The sequence below is a fragment of the uncultured Paraglaciecola sp. genome (assembly GCF_937123705.1).
GTDB lineage: Bacteria > Pseudomonadota > Gammaproteobacteria > Enterobacterales > Alteromonadaceae > Paraglaciecola.
Genome location: NZ_CAKZKO010000210.1, coordinates 1 through 17,517 on the forward strand (window position 1 = coordinate 1; position 17,517 = coordinate 17,517).

Sequence of the window (17,517 nt, forward strand, 5' to 3'; positions counted from 1 at the left end):
TTTGATGTTGCATTGCGTCGTTTTAAACGTTCATGTGAAAAAGCAGGTGTACTTTCTGAAGTTCGTCGTCGCGAATTTTTTGAAAAACCTACTTGGGAACGTAAGCGTAAGAAAGCTGCCGCTAAGAAACGTCTTTTGAAGAAGTTATCTCGCGAAAACGCTCGTCGCATCAGATTGTACTAAGTCTCTTCTGAAACGCGTTATTGGTTATTAAGTTAACTATGACGCGTTTTATGTTGTTTTATCACCTGTCCTTTTTCCGTTTTCATTGAGTCATTCCATGTCTTTATTAGATGATTTAAAAAATGCCCAAAAAGAAGCAATGCGAGCCAAAGACAAAGTCCGTCTTGGTACTATTCGTATGGCCTTGGCTGCTGTAAAGCAGCATGAAATCGATGGTCGTCTTGATCCCAACTACGTTGAGCTTAACGATGATGGGGTCCTTGCCATTTTAATTAAGATGGTAAAACAACGCAAAGATGCTGCCAGTCAATATGAGACCGCAGGTCGTCAAGATTTACTTGATATTGAACTTGCTGAAATTGATATTTTGCACGACTTCCTACCTAAAGCTCTAAGCGAAGATGAGCTAGATGCTTTGATTGAACAGGCAATGGCCGAATCAGGCGCCGCTGGAATGCAGGATATGGGCAAGGTGATGGGCTGGCTTAAACCTAAGGTTCAAGGCCGTGCCGATATGGGGCAGTTAAGTGGCAAAATAAAAGCCAAACTTAACGCCTAGTATAAAGCGACACAAGGCTCCATTTATAAAAACCGCAATGATTGCGGTTTTTTTGTTTATTACCTCTCAGTTTTTAAAACTCTGTGGCATTATACTAAACCACATAAATAAGTGACCAGTCAGCGAGATTTATGTGGTTTGGTATTATATTTAGCTAATTTGTGAAATAAGAAGGTAACAATGTCTGGTCGTATCCCCCGCGAATTTATTGATGACATTATTGCTCGTACCGACATTGTTGAGTTGATTGACAGCCGAGTACAACTTAAAAAAGCGGGTCGTAATCATCAAGCCTGCTGCCCTTTTCATAACGAAAAAAGCCCTTCTTTCACTGTTAGCCAAGACAAGCAGTTTTACCATTGTTTTGGATGCGGCGCCCACGGCAATGTTATTTCATTTTTAATGGAATTTGATAGATTAGAGTTTCCGGAAGCTATCGAAGAATTAGCGCAATATCACAGTATTGAAGTACCAAGAGAAAAAGGCGGCACCCCAGCCCCATCGGCCGAACAAAAACAACAAAAAGAAAGCGATTACGCCTTAATGGAAAAAATCGCCAAGTATTTTTCAAAACAACTCAGAGTTCACCCAGAAAAAGACAAGGCAGTCAGTTACCTAAAGAACCGTGGCCTAAGTGGCGAAATTGTTAAAGCCTTTGACATGGGTTACGCCCCGCCCGAATGGGATTCTGTGCTAAAAACCTTTGGTATAAGCCCCATTTATCAAGAGCAGTTGCTCGACTTAAAACTTATTACCGAGAATGACAACAGACGCCGTTTCGACTTTTTTCGCGACCGGATCATGTTTCCTATTCGTGATAAACGTGGCCGTGTCATTGGCTTTGGCGGCAGGGTACTAGAAGATGGCGGCCCAAAATATCTGAACTCCCCCGAAACCCGCATCTTTCATAAGGGCCATGAGCTCTATGGTTTCTATCAAGCTAAGCAAGCCCATAGAAATTTAGCCCGCGTGATGATTGTCGAAGGTTATATGGATGTGGTGGCGCTCGGACAATTTGGTATTGATTATGCGGTGGCATCCCTTGGCACAGCTACTACACCAGAACATATTCAGATGTTATTCCGTGCAACCAGTGAAGTGGTTTGTTGTTACGATGGTGATCGCGCCGGTAAAGAGGCCGCATGGCGCGCTTTAGAAAACGCCCTGCCTTATCTAAAAGATGGGGTAGAAATGAAGTTTTTGTTTTTACCTGATGGTGAAGATCCCGACACTCTAGTACGTAAAATTGGCAAAGAAAGTTTCGAACATAAATTAATTCAAGATGCGGTACCTTTATCTAAGTTCTTTTTTGATAATCTATTGCAACGACATCACATTAACAGCAATGAAGGCAAGGCGGCATTAAAAACCCAAGCCATGCCACTGATTGAACAAATAATTGGCGACAATATTCGAGAAACACTGTTATCTGATCTCAGCAACTTCATGGGCGACCAAAACAAGCATAAATACGAACGAGATGTAGCCCAAGCCAATCTTAGAAAAACGCCTAAAAAGCTGGACTTTAACACCCCTAACAAAAGCACCATATCACCTATTAGGATGATGATACGATTACTATTAGACGATCCGAGTTTAGCCACGCAGTGTCCAGCCGCTAACCCATCTCCTTTAGCGGGTATAGATATGCCCGGTATCAAGATGTTAATAGAACTTTATCAATTTTGCTTTAGCAAACCTCAAGCGAATACAGCACAAGTGTTAGAACATTTTCGCCATCACCCACAAAGTGCTCAACTGGCCAAATTAATGATGTGGGAATACGCAGAGCACAATCAGGCAGAAGTATTTTCAGATAGCTTTACCAAGTTGCTTGATTGGCATTTACAAAGTCGTATGGACGAGTTGTTTTCTAAGTCTCGCGTAAGCAAATTAAGTGATGCAGAAAAACAAGAGCTAAATCTTCTCGTAAAAGAACAAAGATAGCCTTGTAAAAGAACAAAAATGACCCAACATCTAGCCCTACACCTAGTGAGTCTGCTATACTGGCTAATTCGCTAAGCCCGCAGTAAATTCAAGTAACTTACTGGGTAAATAAAGCAGTTACAGCGTAAATCCTTTCTAGTGAGGGGTTTTGATGAATATTCAACTAATTCGAGAAGCGTAAGTTATATGGTGCAAAGCAAGCAGTCGCAGATAAAACTCCTCATTGCTAAAGGTAAAGAACAAGGCTACTTAACCTTCGCGGAAGTAAACGACCATCTTCCTCAGGATATTGTCGATTCAGATCAAATGGAAGACATTATCCGCATGATCAACGACATGGGTATCAAAGTATTTGAAAGAGCGCCTGATAAAGACGAACTTTTGATGCAAGAAAGTGATACTGACGAAGAAGCCGCTGAAGCCGCAGCCGCCGCCCTTGCTACAGTAGAAAGTGAAATTGGTCGCACAACCGACCCAGTGCGTATGTATATGCGTGAAATGGGAACAGTTGAACTTCTCACCCGTGAAGGCGAAATAGTCATCGCTAAACGTATCGAAGAAGGCATCAATCAGGTTCAATGCTCCGTTGCTGAATACCCTGAAGCTATTACCCACTTGCTTGACCAATGGGATATGTTCGAGGCAGAAGAAATTCGCCTGAGCGATATTATTATCGGCTTTGTTGATCCCAACGAACAAGACGTAGCACCTACTGCTACCCATGTTGGTTCTGAATTATCCAAAGAAGAAATGGAAGAAGCTGACGGCGAAGATGATGACGAAGACGAGGAAGAAGAAGATACAGGGCCCGATCCTGAACTTGCTCGCGAAAAATTCACCGCACTGCGTATTCAATACGAAAAAGCCCGTGATGTTATCGATGCAAAGGGTCGTTCACATAAGGAAGCCCGCAAAGAAATTAATGAGCTAAGCGAAGTTTTTAAAGAATTCAGGCTCACTCCGAAGCAATTCGATCGCATGGTTAAAAACATGCGTAGTATGATGAACCGTATTCGAGTACAAGAGCGCATAGTGATGAAACACTGTGTTATCTCTGCAAAAATGCCTAAGAAAGACTTTATTAAAGCTTTTGCTGGCAACGAAACCTCTACCGAATGGTTATTTAAAATCCTCGACTCTGCATTACCTTATGCAGAAGCGATGCGTGAACATCAAGAAGAGCTTGAACGCGCCATCAGCAAAATGAATGCGGTTGAAGATGAGACTGGATTGATTATTGCGGATATCAAAGATATCAACCGCCGCATGTCCATTGGTGAAGCCAAAGCCCGCCGTGCCAAAAAAGAAATGGTGGAAGCCAACTTACGTTTGGTTATATCAATTGCGAAAAAATACACTAACCGTGGATTGCAGTTCTTGGATCTGATTCAAGAAGGTAATATCGGTTTGATGAAAGCGGTAGATAAATTTGAATACCGTCGTGGTTATAAGTTCTCTACCTATGCCACTTGGTGGATACGTCAGGCTATTACGCGCTCGATTGCAGATCAGGCCCGTACTATCCGTATTCCAGTGCATATGATTGAAACCATTAACAAGTTAAATCGTATCTCACGTCAAATGCTACAAGAAATGGGCCGCGAACCTTCGCCTGAAGAATTGTCTGAGCGCATGCTCATGCCTGAAGACAAAATTCGTAAGGTATTAAAAATCGCCAAAGAGCCAATTTCAATGGAAACCCCAATCGGTGATGACGAAGATTCGCACTTAGGTGATTTTATCGAAGACAGCACTATTACTCAGCCTTTGGATTCGGCGACAGGTGGCAGCTTAAAAGATGCCACTCAAGAAGTCTTAGCAGGGTTGACGGCTCGTGAAGCCAAAGTCCTAAGAATGCGATTTGGTATCGATATGAACACCGACCATACCCTCGAAGAGGTGGGTAAGCAGTTTGATGTAACCCGCGAGCGTATTCGTCAAATAGAAGCAAAAGCGTTGCGCAAGTTGCGTCACCCAAGCCGCTCAGAACAACTTAAGAGTTTCCTAGACGAGTAATCCGAACCTCAAGTTAAGTACAGCAAAAGCCCCGATAATATAGATTACTGGGGCTTTTTTATGTATGCGATTCCATTGGCTTTAGTTTGGTTACCAAGATCGTCCTTCCCGAATGCTGTTATCGGGAACCCAGTGACTTTGTGTTGGTGTGACGTACAACCAAATTGGCTTAAAGCAACGGCAAAGTCGCTGGGTCCATGCATGCACGAGTACGACCTACACCCATGAAAACAACTAAGGTCATTCCCGAATGCAGTTATCGGGAACCCAGTGACTTTGTGTTGGTGTGACGTGCAACCAAATTGATTTGAAGCAACAGCAAAGTCGCTGGGTCCCCACATATGCGAGGACGACGTTAGTCATCTGTAGGACACGGTTACTTCTTTGTTTAATTTTCACCTTTGCGATAAGGGATTTCTGCGGCAAGGGCTGTTATTTGATTGGCGCGTTTATTAGGTGATCCTGTATGCCGTGCTAACAAGTAGTAGGCGGTTGGTACAATATATAGAGTAAGAAAAGCCGATACTGTTACACCGGCAAAAATCACCATACCAATAACAGTGCGACTCTCAGCCCCAGCTCCCGTTGCTAGTACCAGTGGCAGGGAACTAAAAATGGTGGTAAATCCTGTCATTACTATGGGTCGTAGTCTTTGAGTCGCAGCTTTACGTAGGGCTTCTTCAAACTCTATACCGGCATCCCGTAATTGATTGGCAAACTCAACAATTAAGATACCATTTTTAGCGGCTAAACCAATTAACATCACTAAGCCAATCTGACTGTATATGTTCAAGGTCATATCTGAAAAGTACAGACCAATAAAGGCGCCTACTAAGGCTAAGGGAACCGTTAGCATTATCACTAGGGGATGGATCCAATTTTCAAATTGTGCCGCTAATATCAAATAGGTGACGGCCAAAGCCAAGGCGAAAATAAACAAGATTGAACTACCAGACTCCTGATAAAGCTGTGATTGACCTTTATAATCAATCGCGACTTCTTCGGGTAACTCGGTATCCACTATATGACGAAGATAAGCTAATGCTTCTCCCACAGTGTAACCATCGGCTAGATTGGCACTGATTGTTATACTGCGCATTCTGTTGTAGCGGTTGAGCCTTGAAGATGTGGCATTTTCACTCACGCTTAATAAATTGTCTAAAGGGATCAACTGATTAGATTGTGAGGAACGTACATAAATATTCTCAATGCTTGAAGGGCTGCGATAGTCTTCTGCTCTTCCTTCCATGATCACATCATATTCTTGCCCCTTATCGAGAAAAGTAGAGACCCTTCTTTGCCCCAACATGGTTTCAAGGGTTCGACCTATATCGCGAATTGACACCCCTAAATCTGCAGCTCGGTTTTTATCTATATTGACTAACAATTGCGGCCAGGTCTCTTTATAGTCAGAATCAATGCGCATTAAGTTTGAGTTTTCTCTGGCTTTAGCAAGCACTATGTCTCGCCATTTTACTAACTCTTCATAGGTATTACCCTGCAACACAAATTGCACCGGTCGGCCTAACCCACGCCCACCAATACCGCTACGCATAATGGCAAAGGCTTTAACATCGGGAATATCAGCTAACTTGTCGCTAATTTCATCCATCAAATCAAAGGTTGACCCTTGTTTATCAGGGCCGATAGGCGTACTGACTATGGCTATGCCAGCACTACCTCCAAAACCTGGAGTACGTACTATTATCCGTTCCGCTTCGCCCGATTTTGCGTAGGGTAACAATATACTTTCTATTTTTTTCAAATGAGCAGCATTTCTCTCAAAACTCGATCCTTCTGCACTTTGCACGCTAATAAAAAAGTTACCTCTGTCTTCTTTAGGTACAAACTCACTGGGAATAATTTGTACCAATTGAATCAAGGCGACTATGCTTCCAACCACTAACAATCCCATCAACACAGGTTGATGCAAGGTGGTGCCAAGACCATTAAAGTAACTTTTTTCAATCTTTTTAAACTTAGTGTCTACCCAATGTGCAAACCCTGTTGGTTGAGCACGCTTTTTTAATAACTTAGAACACATCATGGGCGACAATGTTAAGGCGGTCACACTTGAAAACGCCACAGCTGCTGCAATGGCCAACGCAAATTCCGTAAACAAGCGACCAATATTTCCTTGTAAAAAGACCAAAGGAACAAAAACCGCAATTAACACTAAGGTGGTGGCGATGACTGCAAAGCCAACTTCTCTTGCCCCTCTGTAGGCTGCCAAAATGGGAGGTTCACCCATTTCTATGCGCCTAGAAATATTTTCTAGTACCACTATGGCGTCGTCTACCACTAAGCCAATTGATAAAACTAAGGCTAATAAAGTAAGTAGGTTTATAGAAAAACCCAATGCATTCATTACAATAAAAGCTGAAACCAAGGACACTGGCACAGTCACTGCGGGGATCAACGTCGCACGAATATTGCCTAAAAACACATATATAACTAACACCACCATCAATATTGCGATCGCTAAAGTTTCATAAACTTCATTGATTGATGCTTCAATAAACACCGACGAATCGTAACTTGGCACAATAAAAATATTATCAGGAAGGGTCTGTTCAATACGTGTGATAGCAGCCTTTGCGGCTCTTGCAACTTCCAAGGTATTGGCTTTGGATTGTTTTACAATACCTAAACCAATCATGTTTACCCCGCCGCCTCGGAACTCTGTTTCATCATCCTCAGCACCTAGCTCAACACGCGCCACTTCTTTTAATTTAATTAAATAGCCATCGGCACTGACTTTGATGGTGAGGTTACCAAAGTCTTCAGGACTGAGAAAACTGCGCGCCACTCTCACCTCAAAATCGCGGTCGACTGACTCCACTTCTCCGGCAGGTAACTCAACATTTTCAGAGCGTATGATGTTCTCAATATCGGTCACAGTGATTTCTCTGGCAGCCATGGCATTTCTATCTAGCCATACTTTCATGGCGTAACTGCGTCCGCCTCCTAAACGAACCCTAGCCACCCCTTCTGCAACAGATAAGCGGTCCACAACAAATCTATCGGCATAATCGGTTAGCTCCATCACTGAAAGGTTGTCACTACGCAGGTTATACCAAACAATAACGTCTTCATCAGAGCTGGATTTAGACACCTCCGGAGGCTCTGCTTGATCGGGCAGATTGTTGAGCACTCTACTTACCCTTTCTCGCACATCATTAGATGCGGCATCTATGTCTCTGGATAAATCAAATTCAACACTTATAGAAGAGCGGCCATTACGACTACTCGATTCAATGTTTTTAATGCCTTCAATGCCACTTATACGCTCTTCAATTAATTGCGTAATACGGGTTTCAATAATAGAAGCTGAAGCACCAGGATAATTGGTATTAATGGAAACAATAGGTGGATCAATATCTGGATATTCACGTAATGACAACAAACTGATGGAAACAACACCAAAAACTACCAATAGCAAATTAACAACAGAAGCAAAAACCGGTCGTTTGACCGCTAAATCAGATAGGATCATAGATTACTCCCCTACCCCATCAGCCTTGAGAACCTTAACTTTTGAGCCATCCAATAATTTTAACGCTCCCTCAACTACTACTAATTCACCTATATCTAAACCCGATACAATTTGCACTTTGCCAGGTTTACGCTGACCTACCTGTACTTGTTTTTTAGATGCCTTGCCATCTTTCACAACATACACATAATGTTTATCTTCGATAGGCACTAAGCTTGCTTCAGGCAGTACTATTGTTGTTAATAAGCGCTTCTGTAAATTAACTTGTAACAACATACCTGGGCGTAATTTGAAGTCTTGATTGTTAATATTGGCTCGAATTTGAATTGCTCGAGTATTGGGATCAACCCGTGAACCTATGCTCACTATCTGACCTTCAAAGGTTTTATCTGGATAAGCTATAGAAGTTGCACGAATGTTTTGACCTATAGCCACACTCGGTAAATGCACCTCGGCAATATTAAAGTCAACCTTGATAATAGATAGGTCATCTAAGGTGGTAATCGCATCTCCAGGCCTGACTAAGGCACCTACACTGACTTGACGCAGTCCCAGCAAACCATCAAACGGCGCTCGTACCTTAAGGGCTAACATCTGTGTTTTTAAAACATTCATTTCAGCTTTCAAAGCGTTTACTTTCGCTTGCTGCTCGTCTAACAATTGTTCTGAGGTGACATTATTTTTAGCTAGGTTAAACACACGTTTCAATTGGCGGTTTGCTTCTTGTAGATCTACATCTAAGGCAGCCAAACGGGCTTTTTCTTCTAAATCGATTAGCGTCAATAACACTTGTCCTGCTTTGACCCTATCACCGTCTTTAAAGTGAATTTTTTGGACAATATCTGAAGTTTGCGTGGTTATCACCACAGATTCATTTGCTTTGCCTGTGCCTAATGCTTCTACCAAGACCTCAAACTCAGACTCATCAGTGTGGTAAACCTTTACATTGGTAGCATTATGTTGCTTAACCTGTTCTTGCTCTTCTTTTGGCATGTACAAATACACCACTAGCCCAATACACAACATAACTGCAATTAGCAGAGGAGAAAATTTTAATCCTTTGGACATGAGATAACCTATTTAAATCTAGTTTTGAATAAGGACAATGCAGCAAAAAATAACCAGCTGTCATTACAATTAATTATGGAGAATCAGAAAATTGATGTGATAATACCCCTTTCTATCACCGCTATTGTACGAGATATTTTGCTAAAAAGATTATTAGTTATCACAACAATTTTTGCATTTGGGTGCAGTAGAGACATCCCTGCCGACCCTATGTGTCGGACCAGTGTATTATATACAGAAACACAATCCTCTGCTGCAGCCTGTCTTATAAAATCAGACATTCAGCTACTTGCTATAAAAAATCATGACAGTGATGCGTGGAATTTACCCACTTATAAAAAGCAAAAATCTATCAGCGCCCAATGTACAGCTCATCAAGCGGTTTGGAAAACCACAGGTCTTAATGTTGAAGTTGGAAAATTATTGTTTACCGGTGAAAACCAAACTCACTATTTTGCCTGTAAACTTACCGATGACTATTCAAGTCAACTACAAAAATTTACTGTGCCACCTTGGGCAAAACGCAAAACTCGTTACATTTCTCTTGTTGACCCTTTTGATACCCAGCAACATCAATGGGAAGACAATATCGACCTTATAAAAGTGCGCCAAGCCTATACAGAATTAGAGTAATATCGTTAAACTTCGGCTAAAAGTCGCGATCATTCATAAAAACAATAAAGGATATCAGTACTTTTAATAGTCATAATGAGACTTTTAGCCACTAATGGCAGCCAATAACGGTATAATCCCAACATATTCTATTTTTAGAGATCTCTGCAATGCCTCAATACACTGCCCCAATAAACGATATGCAATTTGTATTGCATGATTGGTTAAACCTTTCACAACATTATCAATCCTTAGGATTAGAAGACTTCGATCAAGAATTGGTCAACGAAATCCTCACTCAAGGTGCAAAATTTGCGTCAGAAGTCATCGCTCCATTGAATCGCGAAGGTGACGAACAAGGTGCCAAACTCATTGATGGCGCAGTCACTACCCCCGACGGGTTTGCAGATGCTTATCAGGAATACGTAGCAAACGGCTGGAATGCCATGTTAGGAAGCCCAGACTATGATGGGCAGGATTTACCCAACACTATGGCCGTGCCCGTACATGAGATGCTCGATTCCGCCAATTTAAGTTGGCGCTTAACCGGCATGCTTAACGAAAGCGCCATTTTAGCAATCACTAAACATGCCAATGATGAATTAAAAAAAACCTACCTAGCCAAACTTATTTCCGGCGAATGGACAGGCACTATGTGTTTAACCGAGCCTCACGCCGGTACCGACTTAAGCTTATTGAGTACTAAGGCTGTGCCAAATGATGATGGCAGTTATAACATCACCGGCAACAAAATATTTATTTCCTCTGGCGATCATGATTGGACCGATAATATTTTGCATTTGGTATTAGCAAGGCTCCCCGATGCACCTGCAGGGGTTAAAGGCATTAGCTTATTTCTAGCCCCTAAATTTTTACCTAAAGAGGACGGCAGTTTAGGCCCAAGAAACACAGTAACTGTAGGCAGTATTGAGAAAAAAATGGGGCTTAAAGCCAGCCCCACTTGTGTGATGAACTTTGATGGCGCACAGGGATTCTTAGTGGGTGAAGCTAATAACGGTTTAGCTTGCATGTTTACTATGATGAATGACGCGCGCTTCCAAGTAGGTTTACAGGGATTAGGCGTGGTAGAAGCATCTTACCAAGGAGCATTGGAATATGCCCGAGAGCGTTTGCAATCACGTGCCCCCCAAGGCATTCAAGAGCAAAATAAGAAGGCAGATCCGATAATCCACCAGCCTGACGTACGCAGAATGTTACTCACCCAAAAAGCCATAGCAGAAGGTTGCCGCGCTTTGGCGCTACTGTATGCACAACAAATGGATATCGAGCGCTTTGGCGAAGATACGGATAAACACCAAGCCAAAAATGTTATTTCATTCTTAACCCCTATTGTGAAAGGGTTTATGACAGATATGGCCACCGAGATGAGTAATCTTGGGGTACAAGTATACGGCGGTCATGGCTTTATTCGAGAATGGGGCATGGAACAATTAGTACGAGATGCCCGAATCACTCAATTGTATGAAGGCACCAATGGCATTCAAGCGCTGGATTTAATCTCCAGAAAACTGGCCCGCGATAAAAACAATATGCTTGCCGACACCTTTGCCTTGTTTAGCAGTAAAATTGCACCAATGACCAATGCTCAGGCCAAAGCTCAAGCCACAGAATTACTGGCAGAATGGCTAGAGACCGCCACCACACTTAAGCAGCAAAATACCGTGGACTTAGCCGGTTGCGCCTACGACTTTATGCATTACAGTGCCTATTGTTTGTTAGGAGTGATTTGGTTAAGCATGGCCGATACTGCGGAAAAATCTAAGGTTGCCAGCATTAAATCTGGTAAAAAGAACACCTGCGATTTTTACATTAAGCGCCTACTTCCAAGAAAAGAACTGTTCAAAACAAACCTGTTTAATGGCGCTGATGATTTAGTGGAATTTACCGATAGTGAGTTTGATTATCAGTAGAGAGTGACTAGCTGCAAGCTAAAGGCACTGGATACCCGCTTTCGCGAGTATGATGGCATATTCTGTGGTTCCCGAATGTTGTTATCGGGGACCTAGTGACTTTAAACACTAGCGACGAGCTACATGCTAAAAGAGCAAGGCGCTGGACCCCGGCTCAAAAGACTGCCGGGGTGACGGCATTTTTAAAGATAACAAAATCGTCGTCTCCGAGATCTTTTGATCGGAGACCCAGTGGCTTTACCTCGCCGAAGAGCTTCTATTTGAAAAATGGTGACAGACAAAAAATGCCGCAGCAGCTATCAAGAAACCGTACCTAGCTGGGTATAAAAATGGCAATTCAGCATTTGTGCATGGGAGTTAAAATAAGAGTGGCTAGAGACTAGCTATGAATAAAAAAGGCGGTTGATAGAGATATCAACCGCCTTTTATAGTTTTTGAGTAATGTTAAGATTACGCTTTACGGCGCACTCCAACCAAACCTAACAAGGAAATGGTGAATAAACCTAAAGTAGCCGGTGCAGAAACTGCAGTTACTACTTCACCTGTTTGTATATCAGATGTGTCGACAATTAAATCCGTGTCAAATAATGTATCAGTAAACAATACATCGCTAAATGCAAAAGTAGATTGCCCTTCACCTACAGCTACCAAATCAAAACTTGCCAACAGAAAATCACCATTTACTGGCGAAAAGTCATAGAAACTTAATGCCATACCTTCACCAACTTGATTCACTTCAAAAAGGATACCTAAGTCTAGATCACTTGCTAATGACGTTGGGTCATAATTAAAAACTGAAGTATCAAAATCAAAGTCGAGATCGAATGTGTCAAACTCACCAAAACCTGTGGCAACGAGATTAATAGAAACAGTTTCACCAACTGCCACACTTGGTTCGCTTAACTCTATCGAAATCAAACCTGCGTTAGCACTTAAACCAACAAATAATGTTAATACTGCAATAAATTTTTTCATGTTATTTATCCTATTACTAATTTAATTAGGCAGCGCAACGAGTGCGCGTACAAAGGGCCGACATACCGCGAACATCTCGAATATTCACAATACCGTCATTATTAAAATCAAAACTTAGGTCTATCACTTGGCCAAATTGAATAGCCCTAGTTAGTGCGCGAATATCATTTATATCGACATCACCGTCACTGTCCCAGTCTCCTACTAGTGTTTCTGCTTCAAGTTGCAGCGCAATTAGCACAGGATCATGATCAGACATGCGATAGGCGTCAGGTGCATAATAATTGCTGATATTGGCCTCAGCCTTAAACTCAACATTGTAGTCAAGACTAATCGGCTCATCGGCGTTGATATGCCACTCGGTCACATCAACCACTTTATCTAAAGCTTGGTCATTCCCTAAGGCATGATCTAAGTAACCTAAAAGTCCGCTAAAGCTATAAGAATATGCAGTATCACCACCAAACTGCTCTACAAGGTTGGTATAGCCTGCTTGCTCAAGTGCATTGATAGGATCTTCTTTCGCGTGGGAATTCAAATCACCAATGATAAGCGTGGCTTTTTCAGGGAATTGCGCCGCTAAGAATGCACTCAGTGCTTGTGCTGCTCGCGTACGAGTCAGATTACAGTTTCCTTGACCGTTAGTAGAATCGTCACCGGCACCACAACCTGAACCTTTAGATTTTAAGTGGTTAACACTTATCACTAGAGATTCACCATTTTCAAGCAAAGCAAATTCTTGGGTTAGTGCTGGACGGTTTTTATTGTCTTTAAATAGCGGACCATTTTCATCAGAGATAGAATTACTGCTATCCAAAATTTGCGCGGCACCGCTTAGTGATACAACACTGGATTTATAAATAAAGGCAACAGTAATGGCATCTGTTCCAATAGGCGCGCCTGGATTAACGATAGAGTACGTACCTTCACCCATAATGGCATTGATGGCAGTGACTAAATCATCAATCGCCGAGCCTGCTGCAAAACCGTTATTTTCGATTTCCATTAGGCCAACAATATCAGCATCCATTGCCACAATTGCCGCTACTGTTTTTGCTTTTTGGCGTTCAAATTCCAATTCGCTATCGGCACCACGACAGCTAGAGCTTGCGGTGGGCCCACAAATGCTTCCATTGCCATCGATGTTGTTAAAGTAATTCAACACATTTAAGCTGGCAACTTTTAGATTACCTAAAGCTAAATCAGGCTCTGCGGTACGCGCATTGGTAGCTACAAAGGTTGGATCCTGAGTCGGTATGACGCGGTAATTACCAAAGCTATAATCCATAATACCAGTGAGAGACGCAACTGTATCACCTAAACGCAAGGTATTAGCAGCAGACAATCCGCCTGTAGGATAGACCACAACTTCTGGGTTGCCAGCACTGTTACCATCATCTAACAAGATACGGTTAAGGGCATTAGCGGCTTCTAATTCGCTGGCCTGGGTTGAGCCAGGAGCGAAGACATTAGTCGGAGTAAACAGTCTCTCTGACGATAAGGTCACTTCACCATAACGACCTAACGCATAGTTATCAGTCACCACTAACGCTTGCGCCGTAGCAACTAACATACCTTCCATTGTCTCGGCCTCTGCTGAATTTGCAAAAGGTAAAGTAAGTGCAGATACTGCTGGTGCAGCGTTTCCTGTACTCAATATTTCAGGTGCTTCAGAAGCGGTCAACTGGGTGCGAGCAAAATTTTCTGATACAGAACCTATTACACTTACAAGACTTCCAACCGCGGGTAGGTCACCAGAGTATGCAACAAAAACAGCTTCCGAGGTGGCTGGGTCGGCGTCGGCATCGGCATCTTCTTCTTGTACAAAGAATCCACTGATATCAGTTAAAGACGCCGTCACAACACCTTCAACTTTAACCATTTCACCGACTAAAGAAGAAGTATCGCCACTTCCTTGTACGTCGTGGATAAAGGTTACTTCATCACAACAAACACCTGTTCCACCATCGTCTGAGCCACCATTATGGCTTCCTAGGTTGTCAAAAGTGTTACTAGGGAACCCTTCCCATTCAACTGAAGGATCAAATACATCGTCTAATATTGTATCACCAGATGTAATACTTGCTTTTCTAACGATGGTATTATTGGCGGTTGATACACCATTACCTGTCCAAGCACTACCAGGATCTTCACCGACACGACCAATAGAGTCGATTGGCACTCCATCTTTTAACAAGACTAATGCATCATCACCATTAAAGAAGGTAATAGTGGAAGTGGTATCTGCCTCATCCAAAATAGCTTGAACGGCAGAGGAGTTGGCAATGACATACACATCACCACCGGCTATAGTGCCAGTTAAATTTAATGAATTTGTTGGACCTTCGCTTAGTTCTCTACCGTTTGAATACAGCTCAACACTGTAGTTGCCTGCAGCTAAGTCAAGTTCAGTACCGCTAGGATTATATATTTCAAGGGCCTTGTTACTACTACTTCCTTCAATATATTCAGAGAAATATATCTCTTGAGGCGTAATAGTATGCATGCCTAGATCATCAGAATTATTGTTACCACGACCTGTCCATTCAATTGAAGGATCAAATACATCATCAACCACTGTATCGCCTGAATAAACGTCTGGGTTGCGGATCAGGGTATTGTTAGCCGTAGCAAATTCGCCGCTTCCATAGCTACTGCCTGGATCAACACCTACTTGCCCAAAAGCATCAAGCACTGTGCCATCTGCGGTCAATACATAATCGTCATCACCATTATGTGAAATACTGCCAGAAATCTGGTCAGCTTTATCTAGGATATCGGCATTTGCCTGAGTATTAGCGACAACATAAGTACCGTTAGCTGGAATAATTCCTGTTAGGCTAATGGCTGATGGGCTAGTGCCACCATTAGAGTAGCGACTTAGCACATAATTACCTGCAGCTAGGTCAATACTGTTAGCCGTTGGGTTATACAACTCGATTGCTTTATTGAAGCTACTCCCTTCGATGTATTCAGAGATAAAAACAACGCCAGAAGTGGCAGTTGGATCATCACCACCACCGTCATCTCCGCCGCCATCATCACCACCACCGTCATCTCCACCGCCGTTTGAATCACATTCCGCAGCGGGGTACACAACTTCTACCCAAGCAGGGTTATCGATGAAAGGGTTTCTGTTGCCTTGTAATTCGTAAATTCTGTTGTTACGCAACTGCTCAGACGCATCCACAGGATCGGCCGCACTCCACGCAACTAAGGTACACAATAGGCCTAATTTATCTTCACTTGTTGAGGTTAAACGATTAACCAGAACTAGGTCTGGTGTTGAATCAGAGCCTGAAGCTTCATAACGGGTATCCATATAAAACATCATACGGGCTACATCGCCTTTAATTTCATCTCTTGGCTCAAAAGAATCACCATCAACGCGGTTATTAGGGCTTTCAGAAAGCGGGCTGTCGCTGTTATCAAAATCTAAGTTGCCGCGAGAACCATTAATACTTATATCTGTGGCTCTAAGATGATGAATATCGTTATGGGCTTCATATGAGTCACTTGAAAATCCATGGCTCCTAGGCCAAGAATGTTCACGATTCCAGTTATCAGGGTTATTACTTGCAGGTCCACTTCCGTTCGTTGATTTAGCTTGAGAACGGTTGCTGTACCACAAAATAACATTGTCAGTATTTTCAGGATCTTCATCAGTATAAGTCAATGAGGTCCACACATCTGAATAAGATAAGTTTTTATGATCAGTAGCAATGATATCGTTGATAGCTGTTTTAATAACGTCAGCAGAAGAGCCTAAGTCTACTTCTGTTTGCGCAGCAGCGTAATAAGCAGCAGCATCATAAAGACTTAAATCTTTGATTATTGGTACATCTGGGCAACTGGTACATACACTGCCACTAATAACATCTGGCTCTGATGGATCACCGCCTCCCCCTTCAACAAAGGTTTGGTCATTGTTTGCAGCGCCTGAAGTGGCAACCGCTGGAGATTGCCAGGCGAAGTCTGCGTATACGCTGCCGCTACCAGCCAATTGCAATGAGAAACCAACAGGTGTAGCGCCAGTTTCGCTAACGCCCATATCTTCACTTGTCAGTCCACTAGCAGGTCCACTTGTAGCAGTCATTGCACCTTCGTAGCTCAGAAATTGAACTACTGCACCTAGATTATCGATTAATGCTAGGCCATCAGGCGAACCATTTTGGATGCTACTTGGAGATATTGCAACAAACCCATAACCAGCATTCTCAACAAGCGTTTCAGTCGACAAGTCAATGGTGCCATATGTTCCACCATTGTTACCGTTATATAATGCAACCGACCAGTCGGTTAAATCTGTCCCAATAGGAGCAGCTATTTCAAAAAACTCTCCGACATCAGTGCTCGCATTGTCATAGTGGATTTCATTGATAAATACATTAGTCGCTTGTGCAGAGGATGCACACAGCAGTGCTAATGCAACTGAATACTTAATACTCATATTTTCTCCTGAAATTTAAAAGGGTCGATGTGTCGACTTTTTATCATTATTATTTTTAATAGCGAATGATGTTCGTAAACTTCTGTGACATCCATATGACAGTGAGTGAAATACATTAAAACCAATAAGAAAACTTGACCTATTGGTCTACACCAGAACCAATTAGAAAGCAAAAAACGCACCAAAATATTTTACCTTTAAAAAACAACATATTAGATAAAAGACAAATTATCAATTTTCAGAAGTGATAAAAATCCTGACAGTTTTTCCTGTTAGAACA

At 42.4% G+C, this 17,517-nt stretch carries 10 protein-coding genes; 6 read left to right on the forward strand and 4 right to left on the reverse strand.

The features are described 5' to 3' along the window. The 4 genes from rpsU to rpoD form a co-directional block, all read left to right on the forward strand. On the forward strand, positions 1–183 hold a 183-nt coding region (gene rpsU, locus Q0688_RS26000), incomplete at its 5' end, for a 30S ribosomal protein S21 (protein WP_299084470.1). Between the two features lie 97 nt (positions 184–280). After that, positions 281–742, forward strand: coding sequence for a GatB/YqeY domain-containing protein (locus tag Q0688_RS26005; RefSeq protein WP_299084472.1), 462 nt, complete (start codon positions 281–283; stop codon positions 740–742). A gap of 180 nt (positions 743–922) precedes the next feature. Beyond that, the gene (gene dnaG, locus Q0688_RS26010) at positions 923–2,689 is read left to right on the forward strand and encodes a DNA primase (protein WP_299084476.1); all 1,767 of its coding nucleotides are present in this window, start codon (positions 923–925) and stop codon (positions 2,687–2,689) included. A 138-nt stretch (positions 2,690–2,827) separates the two neighbouring features. Then, positions 2,828–4,705, forward strand: a complete 1,878-nt coding sequence (gene rpoD / locus Q0688_RS26015; protein ID WP_299084479.1) for an RNA polymerase sigma factor RpoD — start codon at positions 2,828–2,830, stop codon at positions 4,703–4,705. A gap of 388 nt (positions 4,706–5,093) precedes the next feature. Here the strand turns inward: rpoD and Q0688_RS26020 are convergent, their stop codons facing one another. After that, a complete protein-coding gene (locus tag Q0688_RS26020) occupies positions 5,094–8,201 on the reverse strand; it encodes an efflux RND transporter permease subunit (RefSeq protein ID WP_299084482.1) in 3,108 nt (1,035 codons plus the stop codon). A gap of 3 nt (positions 8,202–8,204) precedes the next feature. After that, positions 8,205–9,269, reverse strand: a complete 1,065-nt coding sequence (locus Q0688_RS26025; RefSeq protein ID WP_299084485.1) for an efflux RND transporter periplasmic adaptor subunit — start codon at positions 9,267–9,269, stop codon at positions 8,205–8,207. A 75-nt stretch (positions 9,270–9,344) separates the two neighbouring features. On the opposite strand from Q0688_RS26025, the gene Q0688_RS26030 reads away from it, so the two are divergent. Further along, entirely contained in the window at positions 9,345–9,902 is a 558-nt protein-coding gene (locus Q0688_RS26030; protein ID WP_299084488.1) for a hypothetical protein, read from the forward strand. A 149-nt stretch (positions 9,903–10,051) separates the two neighbouring features. Then, positions 10,052–11,812 (forward strand): acyl-CoA dehydrogenase family protein, encoded by a 1,761-nt coding sequence (locus Q0688_RS26035; RefSeq protein ID WP_299084490.1) that lies wholly within the window; start codon positions 10,052–10,054, stop codon positions 11,810–11,812. Positions 11,813–12,262: 450 nt separating this feature from the next. Here Q0688_RS26035 and Q0688_RS26040 read toward each other — a convergent pair whose 3' ends face one another. Both Q0688_RS26040 and Q0688_RS26045 read right to left on the reverse strand, forming a co-directional pair. Beyond that, entirely contained in the window at positions 12,263–12,787 is a 525-nt protein-coding gene (locus Q0688_RS26040; RefSeq protein WP_299084493.1) for a hypothetical protein, read from the reverse strand. A gap of 25 nt (positions 12,788–12,812) precedes the next feature. Further along, positions 12,813–17,237: an ExeM/NucH family extracellular endonuclease gene (locus Q0688_RS26045; RefSeq protein ID WP_299084496.1), complete on the reverse strand. Its 4,425-nt coding sequence runs from the start codon at positions 17,235–17,237 to the stop codon at positions 12,813–12,815. Positions 17,238–17,517: the final 280 nt, after the last annotated feature.

Bases quoted from the DNA above. Each gene is read 5' to 3' on its own strand.
- Q0688_RS26005 (WP_299084472.1), top strand. From the start codon at position 281: ATGTCTTTATTAGATGATTTAAAAAATGCCCAAAAAGAAGCAATGCGA.
- dnaG (WP_299084476.1), top strand. From the start codon at position 923: ATGTCTGGTCGTATCCCCCGCGAATTTATTGATGACATTATTGCTCGT.
- Q0688_RS26020 (WP_299084482.1), bottom strand. From the start codon at position 8,201: ATGATCCTATCTGATTTAGCGGTCAAACGACCGGTTTTTGCTTCTGTT.
- Q0688_RS26025 (WP_299084485.1), bottom strand. From the start codon at position 9,269: ATGTCCAAAGGATTAAAATTTTCTCCTCTGCTAATTGCAGTTATGTTG.
- Q0688_RS26030 (WP_299084488.1), top strand. From the start codon at position 9,345: ATGGAGAATCAGAAAATTGATGTGATAATACCCCTTTCTATCACCGCT.
- Q0688_RS26035 (WP_299084490.1), top strand. From the start codon at position 10,052: ATGCCTCAATACACTGCCCCAATAAACGATATGCAATTTGTATTGCAT.
- Q0688_RS26040 (WP_299084493.1), bottom strand. From the start codon at position 12,787: ATGAAAAAATTTATTGCAGTATTAACATTATTTGTTGGTTTAAGTGCT.
- Q0688_RS26045 (WP_299084496.1), bottom strand. From the start codon at position 17,237: ATGAGTATTAAGTATTCAGTTGCATTAGCACTGCTGTGTGCATCCTCT.